Origin of the sequence: Streptomyces sp. NPDC021562 (assembly GCF_040640875.1) — a bacterium.
Classification (GTDB): domain Bacteria; phylum Actinomycetota; class Actinomycetes; order Streptomycetales; family Streptomycetaceae; genus Streptomyces.
Map to the genome: position 1 here is coordinate 212,644 of NZ_JBFACN010000011.1, position 23,925 is coordinate 236,568.

At 72.2% G+C, this 23,925-nt stretch carries 19 protein-coding genes and 2 pseudogenes; 9 read left to right on the forward strand and 12 right to left on the reverse strand.

The annotated features are described in order from the left end of the window. Nucleotides 1-102: 102 nt before the first annotated feature. The gene (locus AB0G52_RS19240) at nt 103-864 is read right to left on the reverse strand and encodes an FCD domain-containing protein (RefSeq protein WP_132891431.1); all 762 of its coding nucleotides are present in this window, start codon (nt 862-864) and stop codon (nt 103-105) included. Nucleotides 865-1,169: 305 nt separating this feature from the next. Between AB0G52_RS19240 and AB0G52_RS19245 the strand changes: the two genes are divergently transcribed. From AB0G52_RS19245 to AB0G52_RS19280, 8 genes and pseudogenes are all read left to right on the forward strand, one after another. Continuing rightward, nucleotides 1,170-2,498 carry an extracellular solute-binding protein gene (locus tag AB0G52_RS19245; protein WP_361337442.1) on the forward strand — a complete coding sequence of 443 codons (1,329 nt, stop codon included), beginning with the start codon at nt 1,170-1,172 and terminating at the stop codon, nt 2,496-2,498. After that, nucleotides 2,495-3,409 (forward strand): sugar ABC transporter permease, encoded by a 915-nt coding sequence (locus AB0G52_RS19250; RefSeq protein WP_361337444.1) that lies wholly within the window; start codon nt 2,495-2,497, stop codon nt 3,407-3,409. Before AB0G52_RS19245 ends, AB0G52_RS19250 begins: the two co-directional genes overlap by 4 nt. After that, nucleotides 3,399-4,367 carry a carbohydrate ABC transporter permease gene (locus tag AB0G52_RS19255; RefSeq protein WP_361337446.1) on the forward strand — a complete coding sequence of 323 codons (969 nt, stop codon included), beginning with the start codon at nt 3,399-3,401 and terminating at the stop codon, nt 4,365-4,367. The genes AB0G52_RS19250 and AB0G52_RS19255 overlap by 11 nt, the downstream gene beginning before the upstream one ends. Nucleotides 4,368-4,375: 8 nt before the next feature. Continuing rightward, a complete protein-coding gene (locus AB0G52_RS19260) occupies nt 4,376-6,382 on the forward strand; it encodes a hypothetical protein (RefSeq protein WP_361337448.1) in 2,007 nt (668 codons plus the stop codon). After that, on the forward strand, nt 6,379-6,726 hold the full coding sequence (locus tag AB0G52_RS19265) for an L-rhamnose mutarotase (RefSeq protein ID WP_361337450.1): 348 nt from the start codon (nt 6,379-6,381) through the stop codon (nt 6,724-6,726). Before AB0G52_RS19260 ends, AB0G52_RS19265 begins: the two co-directional genes overlap by 4 nt. Before the next feature lie 23 nt (nt 6,727-6,749). Then, nucleotides 6,750-6,953: pseudogene (locus AB0G52_RS19270) on the forward strand (aldo/keto reductase); the annotation flags it as partial. Between the two features lie 213 nt (nt 6,954-7,166). Further along, a pseudogene (gene ctaD / locus AB0G52_RS19275) lies at nt 7,167-8,822 on the forward strand (cytochrome c oxidase subunit I); the annotation flags it as partial. Nucleotides 8,823-8,857: 35 nt separating this feature from the next. After that, entirely contained in the window at nt 8,858-9,214 is a 357-nt protein-coding gene (locus AB0G52_RS19280; protein WP_132891437.1) for a cytochrome C oxidase subunit I, read from the forward strand. Between the two features lie 19 nt (nt 9,215-9,233). Here the strand turns inward: AB0G52_RS19280 and AB0G52_RS19285 are convergent, their stop codons facing one another. From AB0G52_RS19285 to AB0G52_RS19305, 5 genes are all read right to left on the reverse strand, one after another. After that, nucleotides 9,234-11,318 carry an SWIM zinc finger family protein gene (locus AB0G52_RS19285; protein WP_361337452.1) on the reverse strand — a complete coding sequence of 695 codons (2,085 nt, stop codon included), beginning with the start codon at nt 11,316-11,318 and terminating at the stop codon, nt 9,234-9,236. Beyond that, complete coding sequence (locus tag AB0G52_RS19290; RefSeq protein WP_361337454.1) at nt 11,315-14,128, reverse strand: DEAD/DEAH box helicase; 2,814 nt, start codon at nt 14,126-14,128, stop codon at nt 11,315-11,317. Before AB0G52_RS19290 ends, AB0G52_RS19285 begins: the two co-directional genes overlap by 4 nt. 97 nt (nt 14,129-14,225) lie before the next feature. Continuing rightward, the gene (locus tag AB0G52_RS19295; protein ID WP_132891439.1) at nt 14,226-14,807 is read right to left on the reverse strand and encodes a sugar kinase; all 582 of its coding nucleotides are present in this window, start codon (nt 14,805-14,807) and stop codon (nt 14,226-14,228) included. Further along, nucleotides 14,804-15,949, reverse strand: coding sequence for an ROK family glucokinase (locus AB0G52_RS19300; protein ID WP_132891440.1), 1,146 nt, complete (start codon nt 15,947-15,949; stop codon nt 14,804-14,806). Before AB0G52_RS19300 ends, AB0G52_RS19295 begins: the two co-directional genes overlap by 4 nt. A gap of 154 nt (nt 15,950-16,103) precedes the next feature. Further along, entirely contained in the window at nt 16,104-16,841 is a 738-nt protein-coding gene (locus AB0G52_RS19305; protein WP_361337535.1) for a GntR family transcriptional regulator, read from the reverse strand. Between the two features lie 130 nt (nt 16,842-16,971). Here AB0G52_RS19305 and AB0G52_RS19310 point away from each other — a divergent pair, with 130 nt between their 5' ends. Further along, nucleotides 16,972-17,982, forward strand: coding sequence for a Gfo/Idh/MocA family oxidoreductase (locus AB0G52_RS19310; protein ID WP_132891441.1), 1,011 nt, complete (start codon nt 16,972-16,974; stop codon nt 17,980-17,982). A gap of 10 nt (nt 17,983-17,992) precedes the next feature. Here AB0G52_RS19310 and AB0G52_RS19315 read toward each other — a convergent pair whose 3' ends face one another. The 6 genes from AB0G52_RS19315 to alc all read right to left on the reverse strand — a co-directional run bounded on the left by AB0G52_RS19315 (nt 17,993) and on the right by alc (nt 23,907). Then, complete coding sequence (locus tag AB0G52_RS19315) at nt 17,993-19,177, reverse strand: cytochrome P450 (protein WP_207921848.1); 1,185 nt, start codon at nt 19,175-19,177, stop codon at nt 17,993-17,995. A 93-nt stretch (nt 19,178-19,270) separates the two neighbouring features. Next, nucleotides 19,271-19,933: a response regulator transcription factor gene (locus tag AB0G52_RS19320; RefSeq protein ID WP_132891442.1), complete on the reverse strand. Its 663-nt coding sequence runs from the start codon at nt 19,931-19,933 to the stop codon at nt 19,271-19,273. Nucleotides 19,934-19,972: 39 nt separating this feature from the next. Next, the gene (locus AB0G52_RS19325) at nt 19,973-21,235 is read right to left on the reverse strand and encodes a histidine kinase (RefSeq protein WP_361337458.1); all 1,263 of its coding nucleotides are present in this window, start codon (nt 21,233-21,235) and stop codon (nt 19,973-19,975) included. A gap of 192 nt (nt 21,236-21,427) precedes the next feature. Continuing rightward, a complete protein-coding gene (locus AB0G52_RS19330) occupies nt 21,428-21,823 on the reverse strand; it encodes a ribonuclease domain-containing protein (protein WP_132891444.1) in 396 nt (131 codons plus the stop codon). 114 nt (nt 21,824-21,937) lie between these two features. Further along, a complete protein-coding gene (locus AB0G52_RS19335) occupies nt 21,938-22,750 on the reverse strand; it encodes an AIM24 family protein (protein ID WP_361337460.1) in 813 nt (270 codons plus the stop codon). A 44-nt stretch (nt 22,751-22,794) separates the two neighbouring features. After that, nucleotides 22,795-23,907 (reverse strand): allantoicase, encoded by a 1,113-nt coding sequence (gene alc / locus AB0G52_RS19340; protein ID WP_361337462.1) that lies wholly within the window; start codon nt 23,905-23,907, stop codon nt 22,795-22,797. Nucleotides 23,908-23,925 lie beyond the last annotated feature (18 nt).

Sequence of the window (23,925 nt, forward strand, 5' to 3'; positions counted from 1 at the left end):
AGGGCGGGAAGGGGCTCGCGCCGCGCCGCGGCACGGGTCCCTTCAGCCTGCGTCCCCTCAGCCCCTGGCCCACCGCAGGGCCGGCTCCTTCCTGCGAAGAGGTCAGCCGAACAGGCGGCGCTGGATCTCCCGCCGGTAGTCCTCCAGCGTCCGGTCGAGGTGCGCCGCCGTGGCCTCGGCGGCCTCGTCGGGCCGGCCGTCGCGGATGGCACGGTAGATCGCCTCGTGCTCCTCGACCGCGGCCAAGGTGCCCTCTCCGAGGGAGTCATGGATGCCGATCGCGCTGGACTGGCGCTGCAGCCGACGGGCGTCCCGCACCGCGCTGCCGAGGAAGGTGTTGTGCGAGGCCGCGGCCAGCGCCGCGTGAAAGTCCTCGTCGGCCTGGTTGAAGACGTCGACGTCGCCATGGACGTACCCGTGCCGGCACTGCTGCATGGCGACCTCGATGTTGCGCAGTTCGGCCGGCGTGGCCCGGGTGGCCGCGAGCCTCGCAGCGGCCGTCTCCTGGACCCTGCGGAACTCGAACAGCATGAAGACGTGATCGAGGTCCACGGGCCGGAAGAAGCCGCCCCAGCGACTGCTGATCAGCATGCCGTCGTCGTCCGCGACGAACAGTCCGCGCCCCTTGTGCGCCCGGACCCGGCCGAGCGCCGAAAGGATCTTCACGGCTTCCCGGACCACGGCTCGGCTGGTGTCCAACTGCTGGGCCAGGTCGTTCTCGGTGGGCATCCGGTCGCCGGGGACCAGGCGCGCCTCGGCGATGAACTCGAGGATCCGCTCCGCCACGATCTCGTACCCCGGCCGGTAGTCGCGCCGCTCGTCCGCGCCGTTCACCACTGCCGCCACGGCGGGCGTGTCCTTCATGTGTGCTGCCTCCGGGTGACTGCGACGACGACGGCCGATCGACCTTCGCGCTGCGCCCATCGTACCTCAGGCGATGATAAGTCGTACTCATTTTTCGCCAGTGGAGGTCAAGTGGAGCATCAGTGATGGGCGGTATGCGCCCTAACATCCGGTCTCTGCTCCGAGGAGATGTCTTCATTGCGTACGTCGAGCAACGAAAAAGCCGTACCCACCCCTTGACTCCCCGTTCCATGTGGCGGCTAATTTCTTCCGCGGCGGTACGACAGAGCCGCCTGCAGCCGCACGCGAACCCCATGGAGTCGCTTATGTCCGTCCACAAGCCTTCGTTGCTGGCCGGCTGTGTCGCCGCCGTACTGTTCACCGTGGCCGGCTGTGGCAGCGGCGGCGGTACCTCCGGTACGACCACCAAGGACGGGTTCGCGCAGGCCGCCCAGGACGACGGGGCGTTGACCGTCTGGGTGGACGCGACCCGCATGGCCGCCGCGAAGCAGTACCAGGCGTCGCACCCGGGCGTGAAGCTGCACATCGTCAGCTACGACGGTGACGCCAACGGGTCCAACTACCTTCAGACCAAGGTCCAGTTGTTCAACCGTACGGGCAAGGGCTGGCCGGACGTCGTCTTCAGCTCGCAGAACAACGAGGCGAGCTGGGCCGTCGACGCGGGCTTCGCGGCGCCGCTGAACAAGGGCCTGATCCCGCAGGCGACCCTCGGCGGGTTCGCCAAGGGTGCCAACGACGTCTGCACGGTGGACGGGACCCTGTACTGCCTGCGCAACGACCTCTCCCAGGTGGTGCTCTGGTACAACGCGCCGCTGCTGAAGCAGTTCGGCTACGCGGTGCCGACGACCTGGGAGGAGTACCAGACGCTCGGTGAGAAGGTCGCCAAGGAGCACCCCGGCTACCTCGTGGGCGACGCGGGTGACACCTTCACCCCCGAGATATACCTGTGGGCGAGCAAGTGCGGCGCCAACCACATCACCGGCCCCAAGGCTGTCTCGGTGAACACGACCAGCGAAGCCTGCACCAAGATGGCCAAGCTGCTGGACGTGCTGATCAAGAACAAGTCGATGTCGATCAGCGGCGTCTTCAGCACCGACTTCGCCAAGAACGAGGCCGGCAAGGTCCTGCTCATGCCCGGCCCGGCGTGGTACGGCGGCGCGGTCTTCAACAGCGGGCTCAAGACCCCGGCCAAGCAGATCGCGGCGGCACCCCTACCGCAGTGGCAGGGCGACACCTCGCCCTCGACCGGCAACGTCGGCGGCGGCACCTGGCTGCTGTCCAAGCACTCCACCCACATCAAGGCGGCCACCGACTTCCTGAAGTGGGTCACCACCGACAACGCCTACCAGGGCGAGAAGGCCCCCGGCTTCCCGGCCTACGCGCCCGCGGCCGACAACTGGCTGAAGGCGCAGGCCGCTTCCGGGTACTTCGCCGGCGACCTCACCGCCCTCAAGGACGCCTCCTCGCAGGTGTGGCCCGACTGGGGCTCGGGGCAGTTCAGCCAGGAGGCGATCTGGGCCGCCACCGTCAAACCCGGCCTGACCCAGGGCAAGACCGTCGAATCGCTGCTGCCCGCCTGGCAGGACGCGATCGTCAAGTACGCCCAGGCCGACGGATACAAGGTGTCCCGGTGACCCTCTCGCCCTCCTCGGCCGGCCCTGCCCGGGGGCGCCCTCGCGGCACCACCCGGCAGAGCCGGGCCGGCATGGCATTCGTCGCCGGCTACGTACTGCTGCTGATCGCCTTCGGCGTCCTCCCGACCTGTTACGCGATCTACTTCGCCTTCACCGACGCCGGGGGCGCGTTCACCGGTCTCTCCAACTTCGTCACCACGGCACAGGACTTCCGCTTCGTCGGCTCCCTGGGGCATGTGGCCCTGTACCTGGTGTTCTGGCTGCTGTCGCTCGTGGTGTTCGTGGTGGTCCTGGCGCTGCTCCTGCACCGGCTGTCCTCCGGAGCGCTCAGCCAGGCGCTGCGCTTCCTCTACTACGTCCCCGGGGCCCTGGCCGGTGCCGCGAGCGTCCTGGTGTGGCTGTTCATGCTCGATCCGACCGTCAGCCCCGTCAGCTCCCTGCTGGGGGCGCTGGGGTTCCACACCTTCGGCGACGTCATCGCCCCCGGCAACCTGGCCCTGCTGTTCACGATCATCGCGTTCTGGACCGGCGCGGGCGGCTGGATCGTCGTCCTGTACGGCGCCCTGAACAACATCCCCAAGGACGTCATGGAAGCCGCCCGCATCGACGGCGCGAACGGCTGGCAGACCGCCTGGCGGGTGCAGATCCCCATGCTGCGCAAGTGGATCGTGTACATGGTGATCCTGGCCTTCGCGGGCGGCGCCCAGCTGTTCGTCGAGCCGCAGCTGCTCTCCCTCGCCAGCAACGGCGTGGCCGGCCGCGACTACTCGCTCAACCAGCTGACGTACGACTTCGCCTTCCAGATGAACAACATCAACGGAGCCGCCGCCGTCTCCGTGGAACTCCTGGTCGTCAGCGTGTCGGTCGCCGGTGTCTTCGTCGCACGATCGGGGTTCTTCGATGCCGACTGACACACGATCCACCCCTCCTGCCACCGCGCCTCGCGCGAAACGGGATCGGAACGCCACCACCCGGCACGGCGAACCACGGCCGCGCCACCGTCCACCGCGGCAGGCGGCCTCCCGGCTGCTGGCGGGTTCGGTGCTCACCGTCTTCGTGGTGTTCTTCGTGCTCCCGGTGATCTGGCTGCTGCTCGCGGCGACCAAGACCGACCAGCAGCTCGTCCACGACAACCCGCTGTCCTTCGGATCCTGGCACGCGCTGAAGGCCAACTGGCACGCGCTCACCGCCTTCCAGGACGACGCCGTCCTGACCTGGCTGCGCAACTCCGCCCTCTACGCCGCGGTCTCCCTGGCCATCACGCTCTGCCTGGCCGTACCGGCCGGGTACGCCCTTGCGATGACCGAGTTCCGGGGCCGGCGCGCGCTGCTGATCGCGACCCTGGTCGTGATGCTGATGCCCAACGCCACCCTGGTGGTACCGCTGTTCCTGGAGATCAACGCGGTCCACCTGATCGGCACCATGTGGTCGGTCATCCTGCCGTACTCGTTCTACCCGTTCGGCGTGTACCTGACGTACATCTACTTCGCCACCGCCGTTCCCAAGGACCTCCTGGCCGCGGCCCGGATGGACGGCTGCTCCGAGTTCGGCGTCTTCCGCCACGTGGCCCTGCCGCTGGCGACACCCGTCATCGCGCTGGTCGGGTTCTTCAGCTTCGTCGCCAACTGGACCAACTACTTCCTGCCCTACGTCATGCTCCCCGACAGCGACCAGATGCCCGTCCAGGTGGGTGTCGGCAGCCTGCTCAGCAACGTGCCGTCGTTCAACCCCACCGTCGGCGACCTCGCGATCCAACGCCCCCAGCTGGCCCTGGCCACGCTGGTCGCCATCACACCTGTGCTCGTCGTGTTCCTGTTCGCCCAGCGCTTCCTGGTCAGCGGAATGCTCGCCGGCGCCACCAAGGAGTGACCGCTCTCATGCCCTTCGACTCCCACCCCGACGCCCGCGCCGAGGACACCCCGCCCGCCGTCCTCGATGTCCGGGCCACGGTCCCGCTGCTCGAACCCCCGGGCTGGGCCGTCGCCCAGCGCGCCCTGTTCGACCTGCTGGACCACGCCTGGCGTCGCTTCGAACGCGACTTCACCGGCCCCGACGGACGCCTGAACTACACCAGCCGGCTGACCACCCGCGACGGCGTGGACGACTTCTACGAGGTCTTCTTCAACTGGCCCCAGCTCTACCTGCTCGGTGGCGCCGACGACCTCCTGCCCGCCAGCGAGAAACACTGGGAAGGCGTCACCAGGCAGCTGACCGAACTGGACATGCTGCGCGACGAGTACGAGCGCGGCTACGACTGGTTCCACCAGGGCGAAAGCCTGCTGCTGCTGTACTTCCTGTGCATGGCCGCCCCCGACCGCTGGCGTGAGCGCGCCCTGCGCTTCGCCGAGCTGTACGTCGACCCCGCCCAGGGCAACTACGACCCCGCCCACCGCATCATCACCCGCCCCCACAACGGCAGCGACCCCGACCGCACCGGCCTCTTCGACGGCGACGTCTACCCCTGGCTGCCGAAGGAGGCCGAGACCTACGGCTACCCGCTCGAATGGCTCCCCGACGCCCAGGACGGCCCCTACCCCCTCTCCGCGGACCCGCGCCTGGGCGACCAGATGCGCGACCGGACGGGCGTCGGCGACACCACGATGAACCTCGCCGCCGCCGGACTGGTCCTCAACGCCTGGATCCTGACCGGCGAGGGACGCTACCGCGACTGGATCGTCGAGTACGTCGGCGCCTGGCGCGAACGCACCGAGGCCAACGGCGGCCTGATCCCGGACAACGTCGGCCCGGACGGGGTCGTCGGCAGCCTGCTGGAAGGCCGCTGGTACGGCGGCCACTACGGCTGGTCCTGGCCGCACGGCTGGCACAGCCTCGGTCACGCGGCCTGCGTGGCCGCGCTCGCGGCGGCCACCGTCACCGGGGACGACGACTACCTCTCCATGGTCGCGACCTCCCTCGACACCCTCATCGGCCACGCCAAGGTCATGCCCCACACCGAGGCCGACTCCAGCCTGCCCTCCAAATGGGCGGTCGAACTCGGCCCCGACGACGTCCACACGCCCACCCTCCATCTGCCGTTCCGCCACAACGACTCCGGCTGGTTCGACTACAACCCGGCCACACCCCCCGTGCCGGTGGCCCTGTGGCACCACACCTCCTCCCAGGCCGACCGGGCCCGGCTGGAGCACCTGCGCGAGGCCGACGGAATCGACTGGCGCACCGTGCGGCCCTTCCGCGCCAAGGAGGAGTCCGGCCACGAGAAGGCCTGGTTCGCCTTCCTCGCCGGCGACGACCCCGACTACCCCGAGCGCATCCTCGCCACCGCCCAGGCCCAGATCCGCCACCGCCTGCGCCGTATCGACCGCTACCGCGACCTGGACGTGCCCGAGGCCGACATCCACGTCTGGCAGCAGTGCAACCCGGTGGCCACCGAAGCCCTCGTCCAGCTGACCTGGGGCGGCCCCCAGGTGCTGTACAACGGCGGCCTGCAGCAGGCCCGGCTGCGCTACCACGACGCCGACGCCCGCCGCGCCGGCCTCCCCCAGGACGTCGCCGCCCTGGTCACCTCCATCGACCCGGAGGCGACCACCGTCGAACTCGTCAACCTCGCCCCCGAGACCGACCGCACGGTCGTCGTCCAGGCGGGCGCGTTCGCCGAGCACACCATCACCGCCGTCCGGTACACGACCTGCCAGGACGACAGCTGGATCGGCGACATGTACGACTACGGCCACACCGAGCCCGTCGTCACCGAGACCGAAGCCGTCTGCGACGGACCGTACCTGACGGTCCGGCTGCCCGCCTCCACCCGCATCCGGCTCACCCTGCGGCTCGGACTTCGCACCCGCACGCCCAGCTACCGGACACCGTTCGACACCGCTGCCCACCCGACCAACTCCACCGACCCGACAGGGGAACCGGCGTGAAGCGCATCGCCCAGACCATCAGGCTCCGTCCCGAACACCGCGAGGAGTACCTGCGGCTCCACTCCGCCGTCTGGCCCGGCGTCGAAGCCGCCCTGCACCGGGCGAACATCCGCAACTACAGCATCTTCCTCCACGGTGACGTGCTGTTCGCCTACATGGAGTACATCGGCGAGGACTTCGCGTCGGACATGGCGTCCATCGAGGCCGACCCCGAGACCCAGCGCTGGTGGAAGCACACCGACCCGTGCCAGGAATCCTTTCCCGACCGGGGTGAGGGCCGCCAGTGGAGCGAGCTCCCCGAGATCTGGCACCTGAGCCCGCCCGGCGCCGACGCCACCGCCTGAGCCCGGCGACCGGCCCCCGGACGGCGGCTGCCGCCGCCGACGCCGCCCGGGACGCGGGCATCCGCCACTTCGACACCGCGCCGCACTACGGTCTGGGCCTCTCCGAACACCGGCTCGGCACCGCCCTGCGCGACCGGCCCCGCGGAGAGTACGTCGTCTCGTCCGAGGTGGGCCGTCTCCTGGTCCCCAACGAACGGCCGCGACGCGTCGACGACCAGGGTTTCGTCGCCTGCCAGAAGCCGGTTCCGGACAGAGACGTCCAGGTGACCGTCGGCACGCCGGGGCGATGGCCACGCTGATTGCTCCACTCGTGGGTACCGGACCCCCGTTCGGCGGTACGGAGGCCGATCGGGGGCCCCTCTTCCGACCGCAGCCGGAAGGATGGCCGGTGACTCGCCTCAAAGGCGCGGATGGCCCGCAGCGTCTGGAGAAGCAAACCCGTGACTGTTCTCAACGAACCGGAGCACCCGGCTCCCGACTACTACGAGAGTGAAGTGCCGCTGCGCGGGCGGCAGCCGGGAAACGTCGTCGTCAAGTGGCTGACCACCACCGACCACAAGACCATCGGAACGCTGTATCTGACCACGTCGTTCGCGTTCTTCCTGATCGGCGGCGTGATGGCGCTGCTCATGCGCGCCGAACTCGCCCGGCCGGGTCTGCAGATCCTCTCCAAGGAGCAGTACAACCAGGCGTTCACGATGCACGGCACGGTCATGCTGCTGATGTTCGCTACACCGCTGTTCGCCGGCTTCACGAACTGGATCATGCCGCTCCAGATCGGCGCGCCGGACGTCGCCTTCCCGCGGCTGAACATGTTCGCCTACTGGCTCTACCTGTTCGGCTCCACCATCGCCGTCGGCGGCTTCATCACCCCGCAGGGCGCGGCCGACTTCGGCTGGTTCGCCTACACACCGCTCTCGGACGCCATCCGGACGCCGGGGCTGGGCGCCGACATGTGGATCATGGGTCTGGCCTTCTCGGGCTTCGGCACCATTCTCGGCGCGGTCAACTTCATCACCACGATCGTCTGCATGCGTGCGCCGGGCATGACCATGTTCCGGATGCCGATCTTCACCTGGAACGTGCTGCTGACCGCCACCCTGGTCCTGTTCGCCTTCCCCGTCCTCGCCGCCGCGCTGTTCGCCCTGGAGGCGGACCGCAAGTTCGGCGCCCACGTCTTCGACCCGGCGAACGGCGGCGCACTGCTCTGGCAGCACCTCTTCTGGTTCTTCGGGCACCCGGAGGTCTACATCATCGCGCTGCCGTTCTTCGGCATCATCACCGAGGTCATCCCGGTGTTCTCGCGCAAGCCGATCTTCGGCTACATGGGCCTGGTCGCCGCGACGATCGCCATCGCGGGTCTGTCCGTCACCGTCTGGGCGCACCACATGTACGTCACGGGCGGTGTGCTGCTGCCGTTCTTCTCCTTCATGACCTTCCTGATCGCGGTACCGACCGGTGTGAAGTTCTTCAACTGGATCGGCACCATGTGGAAGGGCTCGATGTCCTTCGAGACGCCGATGCTCTGGGCGGCGGGCTTCCTCGTGACGTTCCTGTTCGGCGGGCTCACCGGAGTCATCCTGGCCTCGCCCCCGATGGACTTCCACGTCTCCGACTCGTACTTCGTGGTGGCCCACTTCCACTACGTGGTGTTCGGTACGGTCGTCTTCGCGATGTTCGCCGGGTTCCACTTCTGGTGGCCGAAGATGACGGGCAAGATGCTCGACGAGCGGCTCGGCAAGATCACCTTCTGGACGCTGTTCGTCGGCTTCCACGGCACCTTCCTGGTGCAGCACTGGCTGGGCGCCGAGGGCATGCCACGCCGGTACGCCGACTACCTCGCGGCCGACGGCTTCACCACCCTGAACACGGTCTCGTCGATCGCCTCCTTCCTGCTCGGCCTGTCGATCCTGCCGTTCCTCTACAACGTGTGGAAGACCGCCCGCTACGGCAAGCCGGTCGGCGTCGACGACCCGTGGGGTTACGGCCGTTCGCTGGAGTGGGCGACCTCCTGCCCGCCGCCGCGGCACAACTTCGTCACGCTGCCCCGGATCCGCTCCGAGTCCCCGGCGTTCGACCTGCACCACCCGGACATCGCCATGGCCGAGGCCGAGGCGAGCAGGCTGCACACATGACCGACGCGGGACATCGCGTGGGCGCGCCGGGAGCCGACGGGGACCTCGCCAACCAGGCCGAGGGGTTCCTGCTGTGGCAGGCCAGGATCGCCGAGGCCGAACAGCGGGCGCGGGAGTTCACCGAACGCCTGGACTGGCTGACCACGTCCCAGCGCGACGAGGTCGAACGCCACCACGTGGAGGACAGCCTGCGCCGGGCGCGGCAGGACCTCGAAAGGGTCGCCGCCCGGTGCCGGTCCCTGCGCGGCGAGTACGAGCGACGCTACCGCTCGCTGCGCGTGCGCTGCGTGGGCTGGACGGTGGCCGTCTGCGCGGGTGCGGTTCTTCTGGCGGCCGTGGCCCTGGTCCGCTGACGGAAGGACCGACAGCCCGTCACATCGGCTCGTCCGAGGTGCCGAGCCCCGTGAGGGCGCCCACCGGGTCCGGGTCGGGGGTGCCTCTGGGCCACCAGTCGTCGTGGCCCGGTTCGGACTCGTAGGCGTACCACAGGCCGTCCCGGCCCAGGCGGAGCTGGACGTGGCCGCCGGGGTGCGTGAGACGGTTGCGCCAGGGGCGGAACGCCGGCAGGTCGGCGGCGAGGAGCAGCGGCCGGGCCCGGTCGAAGCGGCCGGCCGGCGGGTCCCAGGGCTCCTCCAGTACGGCCAGGCCGTCCGGGCCGCCCTGCCGCCAGGCCGCGACCGCGCGTGCCAGGTCGCCCGGCGCCCGGCCCACGGCGTCCGCGAGCGACGCGTAGAGGGCGCGGGTGGACGCGGTCAGTCCGGACCCCGGGCGGGCGGCGGCAAGCCGTACCGCGTCCTGCCAGAGCGTCAGGTCGCCGACCGGGTCGTGTCCGGTGGCGAGCAGGGCGTGGGCGCGGGCCGCCGCGTCGGTGGCCAGCTGGTCCAGTGCGAAGGGGTCGGGGCCGCCGGGCACGCCCGGATAGACCGGGGGCTGCTCGGGGTGCGCCGGGAGCGGCAACGGCGGCGGCAGCGGCGGGAGCTGTCGGTCGACGAGCACCTCGGTGGCCCGGACGCCGGGCAGCGACTGCGGCCGCAGCTCCCGGGCCGCGCGGGCCGCGTTGCGCCGGGACAGGGCGTCGAGCACGTCCCGTTCGCCACGGCCCCGCAGCAGGAGCAGTACGAACGGGTCGGCGTCCAGCAGCCGTGCGGTCTGGTAGCAGAGGGCGGCCGCGTGCTTGCAGGGGTGGCCGACGTCGGGGCAGCTGCACCGGGGTTCGAGCTCCCCCGCGCCGGGCAGCAGCGGGACGCCGCTGTCGGCGAAGGCCTGCGGCAGCTCCTTGTCGAGAAGGGCCGCGATGTCTCCCGGCCGGTCGGCGGCGGCGTCCAGGAACCGCTCCCACTCCTCCTCGCCGAAGGTGCGCAGCCTCAGCTGCACGCGGTACGGCCGGGGCCGGCTGCCCTGGACGTAGGCCAGGACCGCTCCGGGGGTCACGGTGATGGCGTCCACCTGGCCCCGCTCGGCGTAACTCCGGCCCCGCGCCAACCGCTTGACGTCCAGCGCCCCCTCCTCCAGCGCCCGCACCCAGGCGTTGCCCCACCAGGTCCCGGCGAACCCCGAGGCAGTGCCGGAGGCACGGGACGGGAGGGAGGGGAAGGTACGGCGGAGTTCGGTGTCGCGGTGGGGGGTGGCCATGGTGCGCGGGAGACGGGGGGCACCCGGATCCGGAGTACCGGGAGCCGGGGTGCCGGGAGCCGGGGTGCCGGGAGCCGGGGTGCCGGGGGCCGGGGTGGACGGGGACGCGGTGGACGGGGAGCTGGGGGTGTCGGCGGGCCTCCTGCGGGTGGCCTCCGGCGTCCGGTGGCCGGGAGCCGGGGCTGCGGTGTTCGGCTCCGGGGGGTTCGGGGTGGCCACGGCGGACGGAAGCTCGAACTCCGGCCCGTGCTCGCCCTCGAAGGGCGGCTCGGAGTCGTCCGCGTTCGGCATGCGGAACGCCGTTGCCAGGAACTGTTTCAGGTCGCGGGCGGTGCGGGTGCGTTCCGTGGCCGTCGCCGCGGACGGTGCCGGGGCCCGGTTCGGGCGCCGTTGTGCCGCTTCCGCCGCCGCGGCCTCTCCGGCGCGCCGCGCCTCGGCACGCGCCGCCCGCAGCGCCTCCCGGGCGACGTCACCGGGACGGCCGGCCGGGCGATCGACGGCCGGACGGTCGGCAGTCGGACGGTCGGCAGTCGGCGCCCCGGCCCCGGTCGCGCCCTCGGGTTCGGTGTCCCGCCGCTCCGCCCCCTTCGCCGCGGCGGCCGTCCGCAGCGCACGGCGCACGGCGTCACCGGGCCGCGGCACCCGCCGCTCCGGAACGGCCCCGTCCGGCGCGTCCGGCGCCGCAGAGGCAGCAGGTTGCTCCGCCTCGGCCGGAACCATCTCGTCGGCGCCGGACTCCGCCCCGCGGTCCCGTGCCGCTCGCAGCGCGCGCCGGGCCGCGTCGCCCGGCCGGTGCCCGTCCTCACTCATGACGTCCTCGCTCATGACGTCCTCCGCAGCGACACCAGGTCGGACAGCTCCCGGTCCGTCAGTTCGGTCAGGGCCGCCTCGCCGGTGCCGAGGATCGCGTCCGCGAGGGCCCGCTTGGACTCCAGCATCTCCGCGATGCGGTCCTCCACCGTGCCCTCGGTGACCAGCCGGTGGACCTGGACGGGCTGGGTCTGTCCGATGCGGTACGCGCGGTCCGTGGCCTGCTCCTCCACCGCCGGGTTCCACCAGCGGTCGAAGTGGACGACATGACCGGCGCGGGTGAGGTTGAGCCCGGTGCCGGCGGCCTTCAACGACAGCACCAGGACAGGGGTGGCGCCGGCCTGGAAGCGGTCCACCATGCGCTCCCGCTCGGGTACCGGCGTACCGCCGTGCAGCAGGTCGACGGGGACCGCGCGGGCCTGGAGGTGCCCGGTGATCAGGCGTGCCATGCCGACGTACTGGGTGAAGACGAGCACCGAGCCGTCCTCGGCGAGCACGGTGTCCAGCAGTTCGTCGAGCAGGGTCAGTTTCCCGGAGCGGGCGGCGAGGCCGTCGGCGCGGGCCTCCTCCTTCAGGTACAGCGCGGGATGGTCGCAGATCTGCTTGAGGGCGCCGAGGAGCTTGAGCACCAGGCCCCGGCGGGCGATGCCCTCGGCCGTCTCGATGGCGAGCAGCGACTCGCGGACCACCGCCTCGTAGAGCGCGGCCTGTTCGCGGGTGAGCGGGACCGGGTGGTCGGTCTCCGTCTTGGGCGGGAGTTCGGGGACGATCCCGGGGTCGGACTTCCTGCGGCGCAGGAGGAAGGGGCGCACGAGTCGGGCCAGTCGCGTCACGGCCGCCGCGTTCTCGTCGGCCCCGCCGTTCTCCACGGCGCGCGCGTGCCGGGCCCGGAAGGACTTCAGGGGGCCGAGGAGTCCGGGGGTGGTCCAGTCGAGCAGGGCCCAGAGTTCGGAGAGGTTGTTCTCCACGGGGGTGCCGGTGAGGGCGATGCGCGCGGGGGAGGGGATGGTGCGCAGGGCCTTGGCGGTCGCCGAGTACGGGTTCTTGACGTGCTGGGCCTCGTCGGCGACGACCATCCCCCAGGGCTGTTCGGCGAGGCGTCCCGCGGTGGCGCGCATGGTGCCGTAGGTGGTGAGGACGAAGCCGCCGTCGAGGCCGTCCAGGGTGCGCTCGGGGCCGTGGAAGCGGCGCACCGGGACACCGGGCGCGAACCGGGTGATCTCCCGCTGCCAGTTGCCGAGCAGCGAGGCCGGGCAGACCACCAGGGTCGGTTCGGTGCGGGCGCGCTTCAGGTGCAGGGCGATGACGGTGATGGTCTTGCCGAGGCCCATGTCGTCGGCGAGGCAGCCGCCGAGCCCCAGGGAGGTCATGAGGTCGAGCCAGGCCAGGCCGCGCAGTTGGTAGTCGCGCAGGGTGGCGTGCAGTCCGGCGGGCGGCTCGGCGGGGCGGACGCCGGCCGTGAGGCGGTCGCGCAGGGCCGCGAGGACGCCGACGGGGACCGCCTCGACGGTCTCGCCGTCCACCTCGGCCTCGCCGGTGAGCGCCATGGACAGCGCGTCGACCGGGTCGAGCAGGCCCAGTTCCCGCCTGCGGGCCTTGCGCACGAGGGCCGGGTCGACGAGCACCCAGCGGTCCCGCAGGCGTACGACGGGGCGGTGGGCCTCGGCGAGGGCGTCCATCTCGGCCTCGCTGAGGGGGTCCCCGCCGAGCGCCAACTGCCAGCGGAACTGGAGGAGTTCCTCCCCGTCGAAGAAGCCGGTGCCGTCGGTGGCGGAGCCGGGGGCGGTCCTGACGACCGCGGCCGCGGTCAGGTCCTGTGCCAGGTCGCGGGGCCAGTGCACGGCGACCCCGGCCGCCGCGAGCCGGGTCGCGGCCACTCCGAGCAGGTCGCCCAGCTCCTCCTCGGAGAGCGCGAGGACGTCCGGCACGTCCTGTTCCGCGAGCCGGTCCAGGGGCGGCCACACGCGCGCGGCCCGGCGCACCGCCAGCGCCGCGTCCACGCGCGCGCGGGGGCCGAAGGCCGCGTCGGACCGCCCGGCCCACAGGGCCGCCGCGTCGGTCAGCAGGGTCGGGTCGGCCAGGCTGTGCACCTGGACGATCGCCGCGCCCGCGCGGTGCGCGCCCTCGCCGTCGTCGAACAGGTCGGAGGCCGACAGGTCCAGGCGCAGCGAGATCCGCACGCCGGCGTCCATGCCGGCGGCGACCTCCGCGGCCCATTCCCGGGCGTCGGGCAAACGCTGGGCCTCGCGCGCGGCGAACGGCCGGCCCGAGGTGTGGGGCGCGGCCGGGGTGCGGGGCAGGGTGTCCGCGACCGCGTCGAGGAAGGAGCGGATCAGCGCCTCCGGCTGGGGCAGCAGGAGCGGGCCGGGGCCGGGCAGCGGGACGGCGTGGCCCTCGGCGGGCAGGGCGGCGGCCACCGCGCGCAGATGGGCGATGTCGGCGGGCTCCAGGGGGCCGGCTCGCCAGGCGTCGTGTCCCGCCGGGGTCAGGCCGGGCAGCAGCCGGCCCCGGGCGGCGAGCCGCAGCGCGTGCTGGGCGGCCGCTCCCCAGCAGGCGGTGGCGGGGTGGGCGGCCGGGTCGCGGCGGGCCCTGACCAGCACCGGGAGGGCGTCGCCGACCGGCAGGGTGAGCGCGGGCACCTGCCGGCGGCGGACCCCGGCGCCGTTCCGGCGTACGACGGTCAGCTCCTGGCTCTCGCCGGGCAGGGGGCCGCCGTCGGGGTCCCAGAAGGCGATCCGGCCTTGGCGGGGAAGGTCGGCGGGCAGGTAGACCGCCGCGAGGCGCACGGGCACGTCCGCGTGCGTCCCGGCAACCGCGCCGCTCATACGTTCTGCCACCTCCCGCCCGTGCGTCGGATCAGATGTCTTCGACTGTACGGGCGGGGTCTGACAATCGGCCCCGGCGACCGGCCGGGGCCGGATGTCACGGCACGGTGCGCGAGACGACGTAGACCATCGGGAACTCGGGGTCGGCGGTGTTCACGACCACGTCCTGGGTGGGCGCCGGGTTCTTCTGGTCGTGCGTGAGGCCCGCCCAGGGTCCGGCGCCGGTGAACTTCCAGCCGGTGATCTTCTGGTCCCGGGAGCTGACGGTGATGTCGTTCTTCCTGAGCGCGTCCCGGTTGACGCCCATGCCCTCCAGGAAGCTGTCCAGTCCGGCGCTGTTGGTGCGGAACTGGACGTAGAGACGGCTGGTCTTCCAGTTGTTCGTCTCGTAGCAGGCGATCCTGTCGGCGGGGTGCGGGACCGGTACCTGGTAGAGGCGCCGCTGCACCTTCGAGGGCCAGCCCTCGGCGAGGCCGGTCGCCGAGTACCTGGACTCCTTGTCCTTGCCGCTGTCGCGGCTCTGGGCGGCGGAGATCACCAGATAGCCGGCCGGCACGCCGATGAGCAGCACGATGATGAGCAGGGTGAGCGCCCGGCGGCGGGCCTTGTGGCCGGGGGTCTCCGGCGGGCGGCCCGGTTCGTCCGGGGGCGCCGCCTGGCGGGGCAGTGCAGCGGTCATGCGGTGTCCCGGGTACGGCGGGCCTCCGCGTACCGCTCGTAGCGCTCGTAGCGCTCCACCCGGCGCCGGTTGGCGCGCCGGAACCGGCGGGCGACCAGGCGGGCGAGGTCGGCGGCGCCGACCATGCCGGCCTCGGGGCCCAGCTGGGCGCGGGCGATACGGGCCTCGGGGCGGTAGCCGCGCCCCGTCAGCTGGCGTTTGAACGCGTCCCGGGCGGGGCCGATGAGCAGGTCGTCGGCGGCGCTGACGCCACCGCCGATCACGAAGCAGGACGGGTCGAGGGCGGCGGCGAGGTTGGCGATGCCGACGCCGAGCCACTGGCCGATGTCCTGGAGCAGCTCGATGCACATGGCGTCGCCCTCGCGGGCCAGCTCGGTGATCATCGGGCCGGTGATGTCGTTGACGTTGCCCTTGACGTGCTCGATGATCCCGTAGGCCACCGGGGAGTCGGCCACCGCCAGCTCCCTGGCCTCCCGGACCAGCGCGTTGCCCGAGCTGTACTGCTCCCAGCAGCCGCGGTTGCCGCACGGGCAGCGGTGGCCGCCGGGCACCACCTGCATATGGCCGAACTCACCGGCGACGCCGAACTTGCCGCGCTTGACCTGGCCGTCCTCCAGGATCGCGCCGCCGATGCCGGTACCGAGCGTGATCATGACGAGGTGGTCCTCGCCGCGTCCGGCGCCGAAGCGCCACTCGGCCCAGGCGGCGGCGTTCGCGTCGTTGTCCACGAGGACGGGTACGGCGAGCCGGCCGGCCAGGCGGTCGCGCAGCGGTTCGTTGCGCCAGGACAGGTGCGGGGCGAACAGCACGCGGTTGCGGTCGGCGTCGACCCAGCCGGCCGCGCCGATGCCCACCGCGTGCACGTCGTGCCGGTCGGACAGGTCCAGGACCAGTTCGACGATGGTGTCCTCGACGACCTTCGGGCTCTTGGACTTGTCCGGGGTCTCCGTGCGGAGCTTCTCCAGGATGTTGCCGTCGGCGTCCACGACGCCCGCCATGACCTTGGTGCCGCCGATGTCGATGCCGACCGTCGGCACGCGCGGGGCCGTCAGGTGTGACCGGCGTTCCCTGGTGCCGACGGTGCGCAGGACCGGGGCTCGGCGGGAGCCGATGGGGGCGGTGAGGTCGCGGTAGGTGCTCATCGGGCTCGATTGTGCCTCACCGGGAGGGGTGGCGCCGTTCGGGGGAGATAAGGAACGGGGCCGCCCGCCGCCGTCCGCCGCCCCACGGTCACATTGTCCGGACATGGTGACCGCCGGGGGAGCCGCGCCGGTCCCGGGCCGCGCCGGGCGGCGCTCAGGACCGTACGAGCAGCTGGAACTCGAAGGAGTAGCGGCTCGGCCGGTAGATGTGGTCGCCGAACTCGACGGCGCGGCCGGTGTCGTCGTAGGTGGTGCGCTGCATGGTGAGCAGCGGGGCGCCCTCCGGTTCGGCGAGCCGCTCGCCCTCGGCGGCGGCCGCGCCGCGCGCGCCGATGGACTGGCGGGCGCTGTGCAGGGTGATCCCGGCGGCCCGCATCAGCCGGTAGAGGCCGGTCGCCTCCAGCTGCCCGGAGTCGAGGTCGAGCAGACCGGGCGGCAGGTAGTTGGTGAGGTACGCCATCGGCTCGCCGTGCGCCAGCCGCAGCCGTTCGATCCGCCGCACCTCGGTGCCCTCGGCGACCCCGAGCGCGGCCGCGACCTCTGCGGAGGCCGTGACGACGGTGTTGACCAGGACCTTGGTGGCGGGGCGCTGGCCGGCCGACTCCAGGTCGTCGTAGAGGCTGCTGAGCTCCAGGGGGCGTTTGACCTGGCTGTGCACGACCTGGGTGCCGACGCCCCGGCGACGGACCAGGAGGCCCTTGTCGACGAGGGACTGGATGGCCTGCCGGACCGTGGGGCGGGACAGGCCGAGCCGTGCGGCCAGCTCGATCTCGTTGCCCAGCAGGCTGCCGGGGGTGAGCGAGCCGTGCTCGATGGCCGCCTCCAGCTGCTGGGCCAGCTGGAAGTACAACGGGACCGGGGAGCTGCGGTCCACACGGAGGTCGAGCGTCACGGTCGGGTCCACATCTGGTTTCGGCACGGGCCCGAGCGTATCCCCGTGACGGGTTGACGGGAAGTTGTGTAGTTCGATTGTCCGGACATATGGATTGACAGCGTGCGGGGTGCACCAGCACCTTGTTCCCATGCGCATCGGGGTCATCGGTACGGGCCGCCTAGGCACCATCCACGCGAACACGCTCAGCCGCAATCGCGAGGTCGGGTCGCTGATCCTCACGGACGTGGATCCGGCGCGGGCCCAGGATCTGGCGCTCCGCCTGGGGGAGACGGCGGCGCCCGGCACCGACGAGATCTTCAAGTGGGGCGTGGACGCCGTGGTGATCACCACGGCGACCTCGGCCCACGCCGAACTGATCGGTCGGGCAGCACGCTCCGGGCTCCCGGTCTTCTGCGAGAAGCCGATCGCCCTCGACCTGCCGGGCACCCTGCACGCCCTCGCCGAGGTGGAGCGGGCCGGCACGGTCCTGCAGATGGGCTTCCAGCGGCGCTTCGACGCCGGGTACGCGGGCGCCCGGGAGGCGGTGCGCTCGGGGCGGCTCGGGCGGCTGCACACGGTACGGGCCCTGACCTCCGACCAGTCGCCGCCGCCGCCAGAGTGGCTGCCGCTGTCGGGCGGGCTGTTCCGGGACACGCTGATCCACGACTTCGACATGCTGCGCTGGGTGACCGGCCGGGAGGTCGTCGACGTGTACGCGACCGGCTCGGACGCGGGACCGGCGATGTTCCGCGAGGCCGGTGACGTGGACACCGGCTCGGCGCTGCTCACCCTGGACGACGGCACGCTGGCCACGGCCACCGCGACCCGGCTGAACGGCGCCGGGTACGACGTGCGGATGGAGCTGGCCGGGGAGCGGGACACCGTGGTGGTCGGGCTGGACGACCGTACGCCGGTGGCCTCGACCGAGCCGACCGGGCCGCCGCCCGCGGACAAGCCCTGGCCGGGTTTCCTGGAGCGGTTCGGGCCCGCCTACGAGGCCGAGCTGTGCGCCTTCGTCGACGTGGTGCGCGGCACGCGGGACAACCCCTGCGACGGGCGCGAGGCGCTCCAGGCGCTGCGGGTCGCGGAGGCCTGCGAGGTGTCCCGGCGCGAGCGCAGGCCGGTGGCGCTCGCGGAGATCCCGGACCGGCTCGGCTGACCGGCGTCGCCTACCAGCGGACGGGCAGCCGCCGCACCCCTCTCATCAGCGTCCCGGGCAGCCACTCCCCCGGCTGCCCGTCCAGCGCCAGGTCCGGGGCCCGCTCCAGCAGGGAGCGCAGGGCGATGCGGCCCTCCAGGCGGGCCAGGGGCGCGCCCAGGCAGTAGTGGATGCCGTGGCCGAAGGCGAGGTGGCCGCGGCTGTCCCGGCGGATGTCGAAGCGGTCCGGCTCGGCGTACCGGGCGCCGTCGCGGTCGGCGGCGGTCAGGCCGATCATCACCGGGTCGCCCGGGGCGATGGCGGTGCCGGCGATCTCCAGGGGCTCGGCGGCGTACCGGTACGTCGCGTTCTCCACCGGCCCCTCCCAGCGCAGGATCTCCTCGACCGCGCCGTCCAGGAGGGTCATGTCGGCGCGCAGGGCGGCGAGTTGGTCCGGGTGGGTGAGCAGGGCGAGGACGCCGTTGCCGATGAGGTTGACGGTGGTCTCGTGGCCGGCGATCAGCAGCACGAAGGCCATGCCGCGCAGTTCGCCGACGGAGAGCCGGTCGCCGTCCTCGGCGGTGGTGCGCAGCAGGTCGCTGAGCAGGTCCCCGCTCGGGCCCGCGCACCGCTTGTCCTCGATCAGCTCCGCCAGGTAGTCGGCGAGCGCGCTGAACGCGTCGTACTCGCTGCCCGGACGGCTGGACGTGACCGCCTCGTTGGAGAGCTTGCGGAAGCGGGCGCGGTCCAGTTCGGGGACGCCGAGCAGCTCGCTGATCACCGTGATGGGCAACGGATAGGCGAGGGCGTCGAGGAGGTCGGCGCGGCCGCGCGGCAGCATCTCGTCCAGCAGCCGGTCGGTGATCTCCTGGATCCTCGGCTCCAGTCCCGCCACCCGGCGGGCGGTGAACGCGCGGGTGACGAGGGAGCGCAGCCGGGTGTGCTGCGGCGGGTCCGCGGCCAGCAGGTGCTTGCCGATCAGTTCCTCGTCGAGGAACGTGAAGCCGGTCTTCGCGGTGTCCTTGGCCAGTCCCGGGTCGGCGAGCGCGGCGCGCGCCTCCTCGTACCCCACGACCAGCCAGGTCTCGTGGTACTGCCCTTCGGGCAGCGGCCACCGCACCCGGTGCACCGGGCCGCGTTCGCGCAGCCGCGCGTACACGGTGTGCGGGTCCGTGCGCAGTGTCTCGCCGTACTGACCGAGGTCGGTCACCTGCATGTCGTCGCTCCCCCTTCAGGCGGTCCCCGAGGCCGTCCCGTACCGGGAGAACGCGCGGGGCTCCCGGTTGGTGCCCCCTGTCCCCCTGTTCCTCTACTCCTCCAGCAGCCCCGCGTCGTACGCCAGCAGGGCGATCTGGACGCGGTTGTTCAGACCGAGCTTGGCCAGGATGCGGGAGACGTGGGTCTTGACGGTCGCGACGCTCATGAAGAGACCGGTGGCGATCTCGGCGTTGGCGAGGCCCCGGCCCACCGAGACGGCGACCTCGCGCTCGCGGTCGTTGAGGACGGCGAGCCTGGCACGCGCGCGTGCCTGCCGGGTGTCGGCCCGGGAGGCGGCCGCGTGCCGCATCAGCTGCCGGGTGACGGCGGGCGACAGCACGGGGTCGCCGGCCGCCACCCGGCGCACCGCGTCGACGATCAGGGCGGGCGGGGTGTCCTTGAGGACGAACCCGGCGGCTCCGGCGCGCAGCGCGTGCAGCACCTGTGCGTCGGCGTGGAAGGTGGTCAGGACGACGACCTGCGGGGCGTCGGCACGCGCGCGCAGCCGCTCGGTGGCGGTGAGCCCGTCCACGCCCGGCATCCGGATGTCCATCAGGACGACGTCGGGCCGGGTGCGGTCGACGAGCGCCTCGACCTCGTCGCCGTCGGCACCCTCTCCGACGATCTCGATGTCCTCGGCCCCGCCGATCATGAGGGCCAGCCCCGCCCGCACCAGCGGGTCGTCGTCGACGAGCAGCAGTCTGATGACGGTCATGGTTCCCAAGTAATCACGCGGCGCCCCGCCACCGGGCCGTCATGCCGTGGTCCGGGCGGCGGCCCAGGGCAGCCAGGCCCGTAGCTCGAAGCCGCCGGCGCCGGTGGTCCGGTGCTCCAGCCGGCCGCCGGCCAGCACCGCGCGTTCGGTCAGGCCGATCAGGCCCTGGCCGGAGCCGGGCACCGGCGGCGCCTCGGCCTCGGGGGCGGGGTTGTGCACGGTGATGTCCAGGCCGTCGCCGGGGGCGCCGGTGACCCGGACGGTGACCTCGGCGCCGGGAGCGTGCTTGCGGGCGTTGGTGAGGCCCTCCTGGGCGATGCGGTAGGCGGTGCGGCCGACGGCTGCCGGAACGGCCGCCGGTTCGCCGACCCGGTTGTCCAGGGTGACCTTCATGCCGGCCCGGCGGGACTCGGCGACGAGCGCGTCCAGAGCGGCGAGCGTCGGCTGCGGGCGGCCGCCGGCCTCGTCGCCGTCCGCCGCGCGCAGCACACCGATGATCTCGCGCAAATCCTGGAGGGCCTCGTGGGAGCTCTCGCGGATGACACCGGCCGCGCGGGCGATCTCCTCCCGGGGCGCGTCGGGCCGGAACTCCAGGGCGCCCGCGTGCACGCTGAGCAGGGTCAGCCGGTGGGCGAGCACGTCGTGCATCTCGCGGGCGATGGCCTCCCGGGCCAGCCGCTGGGCCCGCTCGACCCGCAGCCCTGCCTCGGTCTCGGCGCGCCGGGCCCGGTCCCGCAGGGTCAGCATCAGCTGCCGTTTGGTGCGGACGAACAGGCCGAGGCAGGCCACCAGGAGGGTCAGCAGCGCGGCGAGCACCACGACCACGAGGTAGGGCAGGTCGGGATCGGGGCGAAACCAGTAGAAGAGCGGGACCAGGGCCAGGTTGACGACGGTGATCCAGGCCAGGTGCCGGAAGGGGCGGTGCACGGCCAGGGTGAACAGGGCGACCATGGAGGCACCGCCCGCGGTGGCCGAGACGAAGCTGACCGGGACCATCGCCAGGGCCAGGCCGAGCGGCCGTCGGCGGCGCAGCCAGACGGCGCAGCAGGCGAGGCCGCCGATCAGCTGGTCGGCGACGGCGAAGGCGTGCGGGAGGTCCGTCTCGTGCCGGACCGTCTGCGCGCCGGCCGCGCCCACGAGGACGGCCAGCAGGAAGCAGCTGGAGTCGACGAGCCAGTCCCGCGCGGTACGGCGGGGGCGCCGTCCGGCGGCGTCGGGGTCGGGGTCGAGTTCGTGCAGCACGGAGGACGGGAAGAGCCACCGCCTGCCCTCGAACGTCCGTACTGGGTTGTCACCGCTCACGGTCGGCAAATCTACGCAGGACCGGCCGGCGGGGCCGCCCCGGGCGCGGGATCGTCGACCGAAGTCGAACGCGCGTGGACTTTCGGTGCGTCACGCGCGCGTGCGGGTGGCCTTGTGGCGGACGCGGCTCGCCCCGCGGCCGATGACATGGGGGAGGCCGCGGGGCGAGGGTGGTGCCGGGTGAGGAGGGACTCAGCAGTCGAAGTCGATCAGGTCGAACGTGGCGTAGTGGTCCGCCGTGTAGTAGTCCTCCTGGCTCTCCTCACCGGTCACGATGCGTCGTGCGCCGCGCGTGGAGGAGCCGGGGGTCTTCACCGTGTACTCGTGGTAGTAGCCGCTCGGCTCACTGGGCAGCACGTGCTCCGAGTTGCGGAAGACGACCCCGTCCTGGGAGTACGGGAACGGGCCGTCCGACGCGATCAGGTCCAGCGTGTCGTACGCCTGCGAGGGCAGGTCGCCGTAGCAGATGCTGCCGACCGAGGTGGCGGCGGCGTCCGCCGTGGTGGCGGTGACCGTACCGCCGACGAGGAGGGCGGACAGCAGGGCGCCTGCGGCGCCGACGCGGGTGATGCGTGGGGGGAATCTCATGGCCCCATGATGACGCGCGTAGACGATGGCATGTCAATGACAACTCCGCAGAATTTCCCCTCAAGTCCCTTTCGTTTTCACGGAGTTAACCTGACCCGCGCCGCCGTCAGGCCCTCACCCCGCGTGCGTGGAGAACAGCCCGCCGGTCGGGCCCTGCTTGTCACCGCCCTGGGCCTTCTTCAGCGCGTTGGCGAGGCTCTCGATGGTCAGGGACTGGAGGATCACCCGGCCGTTGCCCTCCAGGGTGGCCAGGGAGAGACCCTCGCCGCCGAAGACGGCGTTCATGAGGCCCTGGCGGTTGAGTCCGCCGACGCGCTGGACGCCGTAGTGGATGCCCTCCTCGAAGGCGACGACGCAGCCCGTGTCGACCTCGATGCGGCCGCCGAAGTCGGCGGGGTTGAGGTCGATGAAGTTCCCGGCGCCGGCGATGATCACCGTGCCGCGGCCGGTGAACTTCTCCAGGACGAAGCCCTCGCCACCGCTCATGCCGGTGCGGCCGCCGGCGAAGGCGATGCCGAACTCCACGGTGGACTCGGCGGCGACGAAGGCGTCCTTCTCCGCGAACCACGCGCGCGTGCCGTCGAGTTCCAGGGCGCGCATCTCGCCGGGGAGCACGCCCGCGAAGCCGACGGTGCCCTCGCCGCCCTGGGACGTGAAGTACTGGAACGCCAGTGACTCGCCGGCCAGCATGCGCTGGCCGACCTGCATGGCGGTGCCCATGGCCTGGCGCAGCATGCCGCCCATGCCGCCGCCACCGCCCTGCGGTTGGCCGCCGTTGCCCGACGGGCCGCTGAGCCGCGTCTCCATGGTCACGTTCGTCGTCTTGAACAGGAACTTGCCGGCCTCGCAGTAGACGGTCTGGCCGGGATGCAGGTTGACGACCGCCATCTGCATGGCGTTGCCGACGATCTCTTGCTGAAGGGTCACGGGAGAAGAACGTAGCCGAGGGACCCCCGGTTCCCTCCGGCCGGTCAGGAAAGTTCGCGGTACCTCACGGAGAGCGCCGCCGCTCCGGCCTCCGTCGGGGACCCGAACAACCGCAGCCGCGAGATGCCGCCGTCCGGGAAGATGTCCACGCGCGCGTGCGTGCCGACGGCGGGCGAACCCAGGACGAACCGGTGGTTGGTGTCGGGCTGGAGGCGGGTGCGCGGGAGGACCTCCGCCCACTCACCGTCCTCGCCGTCCTTCACCGACACCGACGCCCAGCCCGCGCTGTTGCCCTTCAGGTACGCCGTGTCGATCTCCAGGGCGCGGATCTGGGACTGGGCCACCAGCCGGTAGCGGATCCAGTCGTGGCCCCGGTCGCGGCGGCGGCGCGTCTCCCAGCCGTCGTCCATCTTGCGGGAACGGCCCGGCTGGATGGTGTTGGTGGCCGGCGAGTAGAAGAGGTTCGAGGCGTCCTCGACCCGGCCGCCGTTCTCCAGGGCCACCACGTCGAAGGTGCCCAGCGCCGCCAGCCAGAGCGGGTCGGGTACGACCTCGCCGTACACGCGCAGGCGTGCGATACCGCCGTCGGGGTGCTGGTTGACTCGCAGGTGCGTGAAGCGCTGCTCCAGGGACACCGTGAAGCCGTTCGCCGCGTGGCCGCCCACCGGCGTACGGGGCACCAGTGTGGTCCACTTCACGTCGGCGCCGAGGAGTTCGTCCGGTGCCGGCGAGCCGGCGGCCGACGTGCCCTCGACGGACACCGCCTGCGGGTAGTTCCCGCGGAAGTGGGCCGTGTCGACGACGATCCCGCGGACGACACCGGGGGCCCCGAGGCGCACCAGCGCCCAGTCGTGGTCCTCGTCCGCCGGCCAGGGGTGCTCGGCCGAGACACCGCGGCGGCGGCGCGTCTCCCAGCCGTCCATGATCTTGCCTTTGTGCCCGAAGTGCTCGGGGTCGAACTCGGCGCGCCCGGCCACCAGCAGGTTCTCCCGCTGGGCGAAGAACTCGTCGTTGGCGGCGACCACCCCGGCGCCGAGCTGCCGTCCGGCGAGGTTGACGTACTGGGTGAAGGGGAAGTCGGCGGTGCGATAGTCCGCGTACGGGTCGCCGCCGGAGTAGGGGTGCGCGTCGCCGGTGAAGGTCGGGATCGCCGTCAAAGAAGGTCTTCCTTTCGG

Excerpts from the sequence above, each read along its gene's own strand:
- AB0G52_RS19315 (WP_207921848.1), bottom strand. The coding sequence starts at position 19,177 with ATGCAGGTGACCGACCTCGGTCAGTACGGCGAGACACTGCGCACGGAC.
- AB0G52_RS19290 (WP_361337454.1), bottom strand. The coding sequence starts at position 14,128 with ATGAGCGGCGCGGTTGCCGGGACGCACGCGGACGTGCCCGTGCGCCTC.
- AB0G52_RS19260 (WP_361337448.1), top strand. The coding sequence starts at position 4,376 with ATGCCCTTCGACTCCCACCCCGACGCCCGCGCCGAGGACACCCCGCCC.
- AB0G52_RS19330 (WP_132891444.1), bottom strand. The coding sequence starts at position 21,823 with ATGAGATTCCCCCCACGCATCACCCGCGTCGGCGCCGCAGGCGCCCTG.
- AB0G52_RS19280 (WP_132891437.1), top strand. The coding sequence starts at position 8,858 with ATGACCGACGCGGGACATCGCGTGGGCGCGCCGGGAGCCGACGGGGAC.
- AB0G52_RS19255 (WP_361337446.1), top strand. The coding sequence starts at position 3,399 with ATGCCGACTGACACACGATCCACCCCTCCTGCCACCGCGCCTCGCGCG.
- AB0G52_RS19320 (WP_132891442.1), bottom strand. The coding sequence starts at position 19,933 with ATGACCGTCATCAGACTGCTGCTCGTCGACGACGACCCGCTGGTGCGG.
- AB0G52_RS19285 (WP_361337452.1), bottom strand. The coding sequence starts at position 11,318 with ATGAGCGAGGACGTCATGAGTGAGGACGGGCACCGGCCGGGCGACGCG.
- AB0G52_RS19300 (WP_132891440.1), bottom strand. The coding sequence starts at position 15,949 with ATGAGCACCTACCGCGACCTCACCGCCCCCATCGGCTCCCGCCGAGCC.
- AB0G52_RS19310 (WP_132891441.1), top strand. The coding sequence starts at position 16,972 with ATGCGCATCGGGGTCATCGGTACGGGCCGCCTAGGCACCATCCACGCG.
- AB0G52_RS19240 (WP_132891431.1), bottom strand. The coding sequence starts at position 864 with ATGAAGGACACGCCCGCCGTGGCGGCAGTGGTGAACGGCGCGGACGAG.
- AB0G52_RS19245 (WP_361337442.1), top strand. The coding sequence starts at position 1,170 with ATGTCCGTCCACAAGCCTTCGTTGCTGGCCGGCTGTGTCGCCGCCGTA.
- AB0G52_RS19295 (WP_132891439.1), bottom strand. The coding sequence starts at position 14,807 with ATGACCGCTGCACTGCCCCGCCAGGCGGCGCCCCCGGACGAACCGGGC.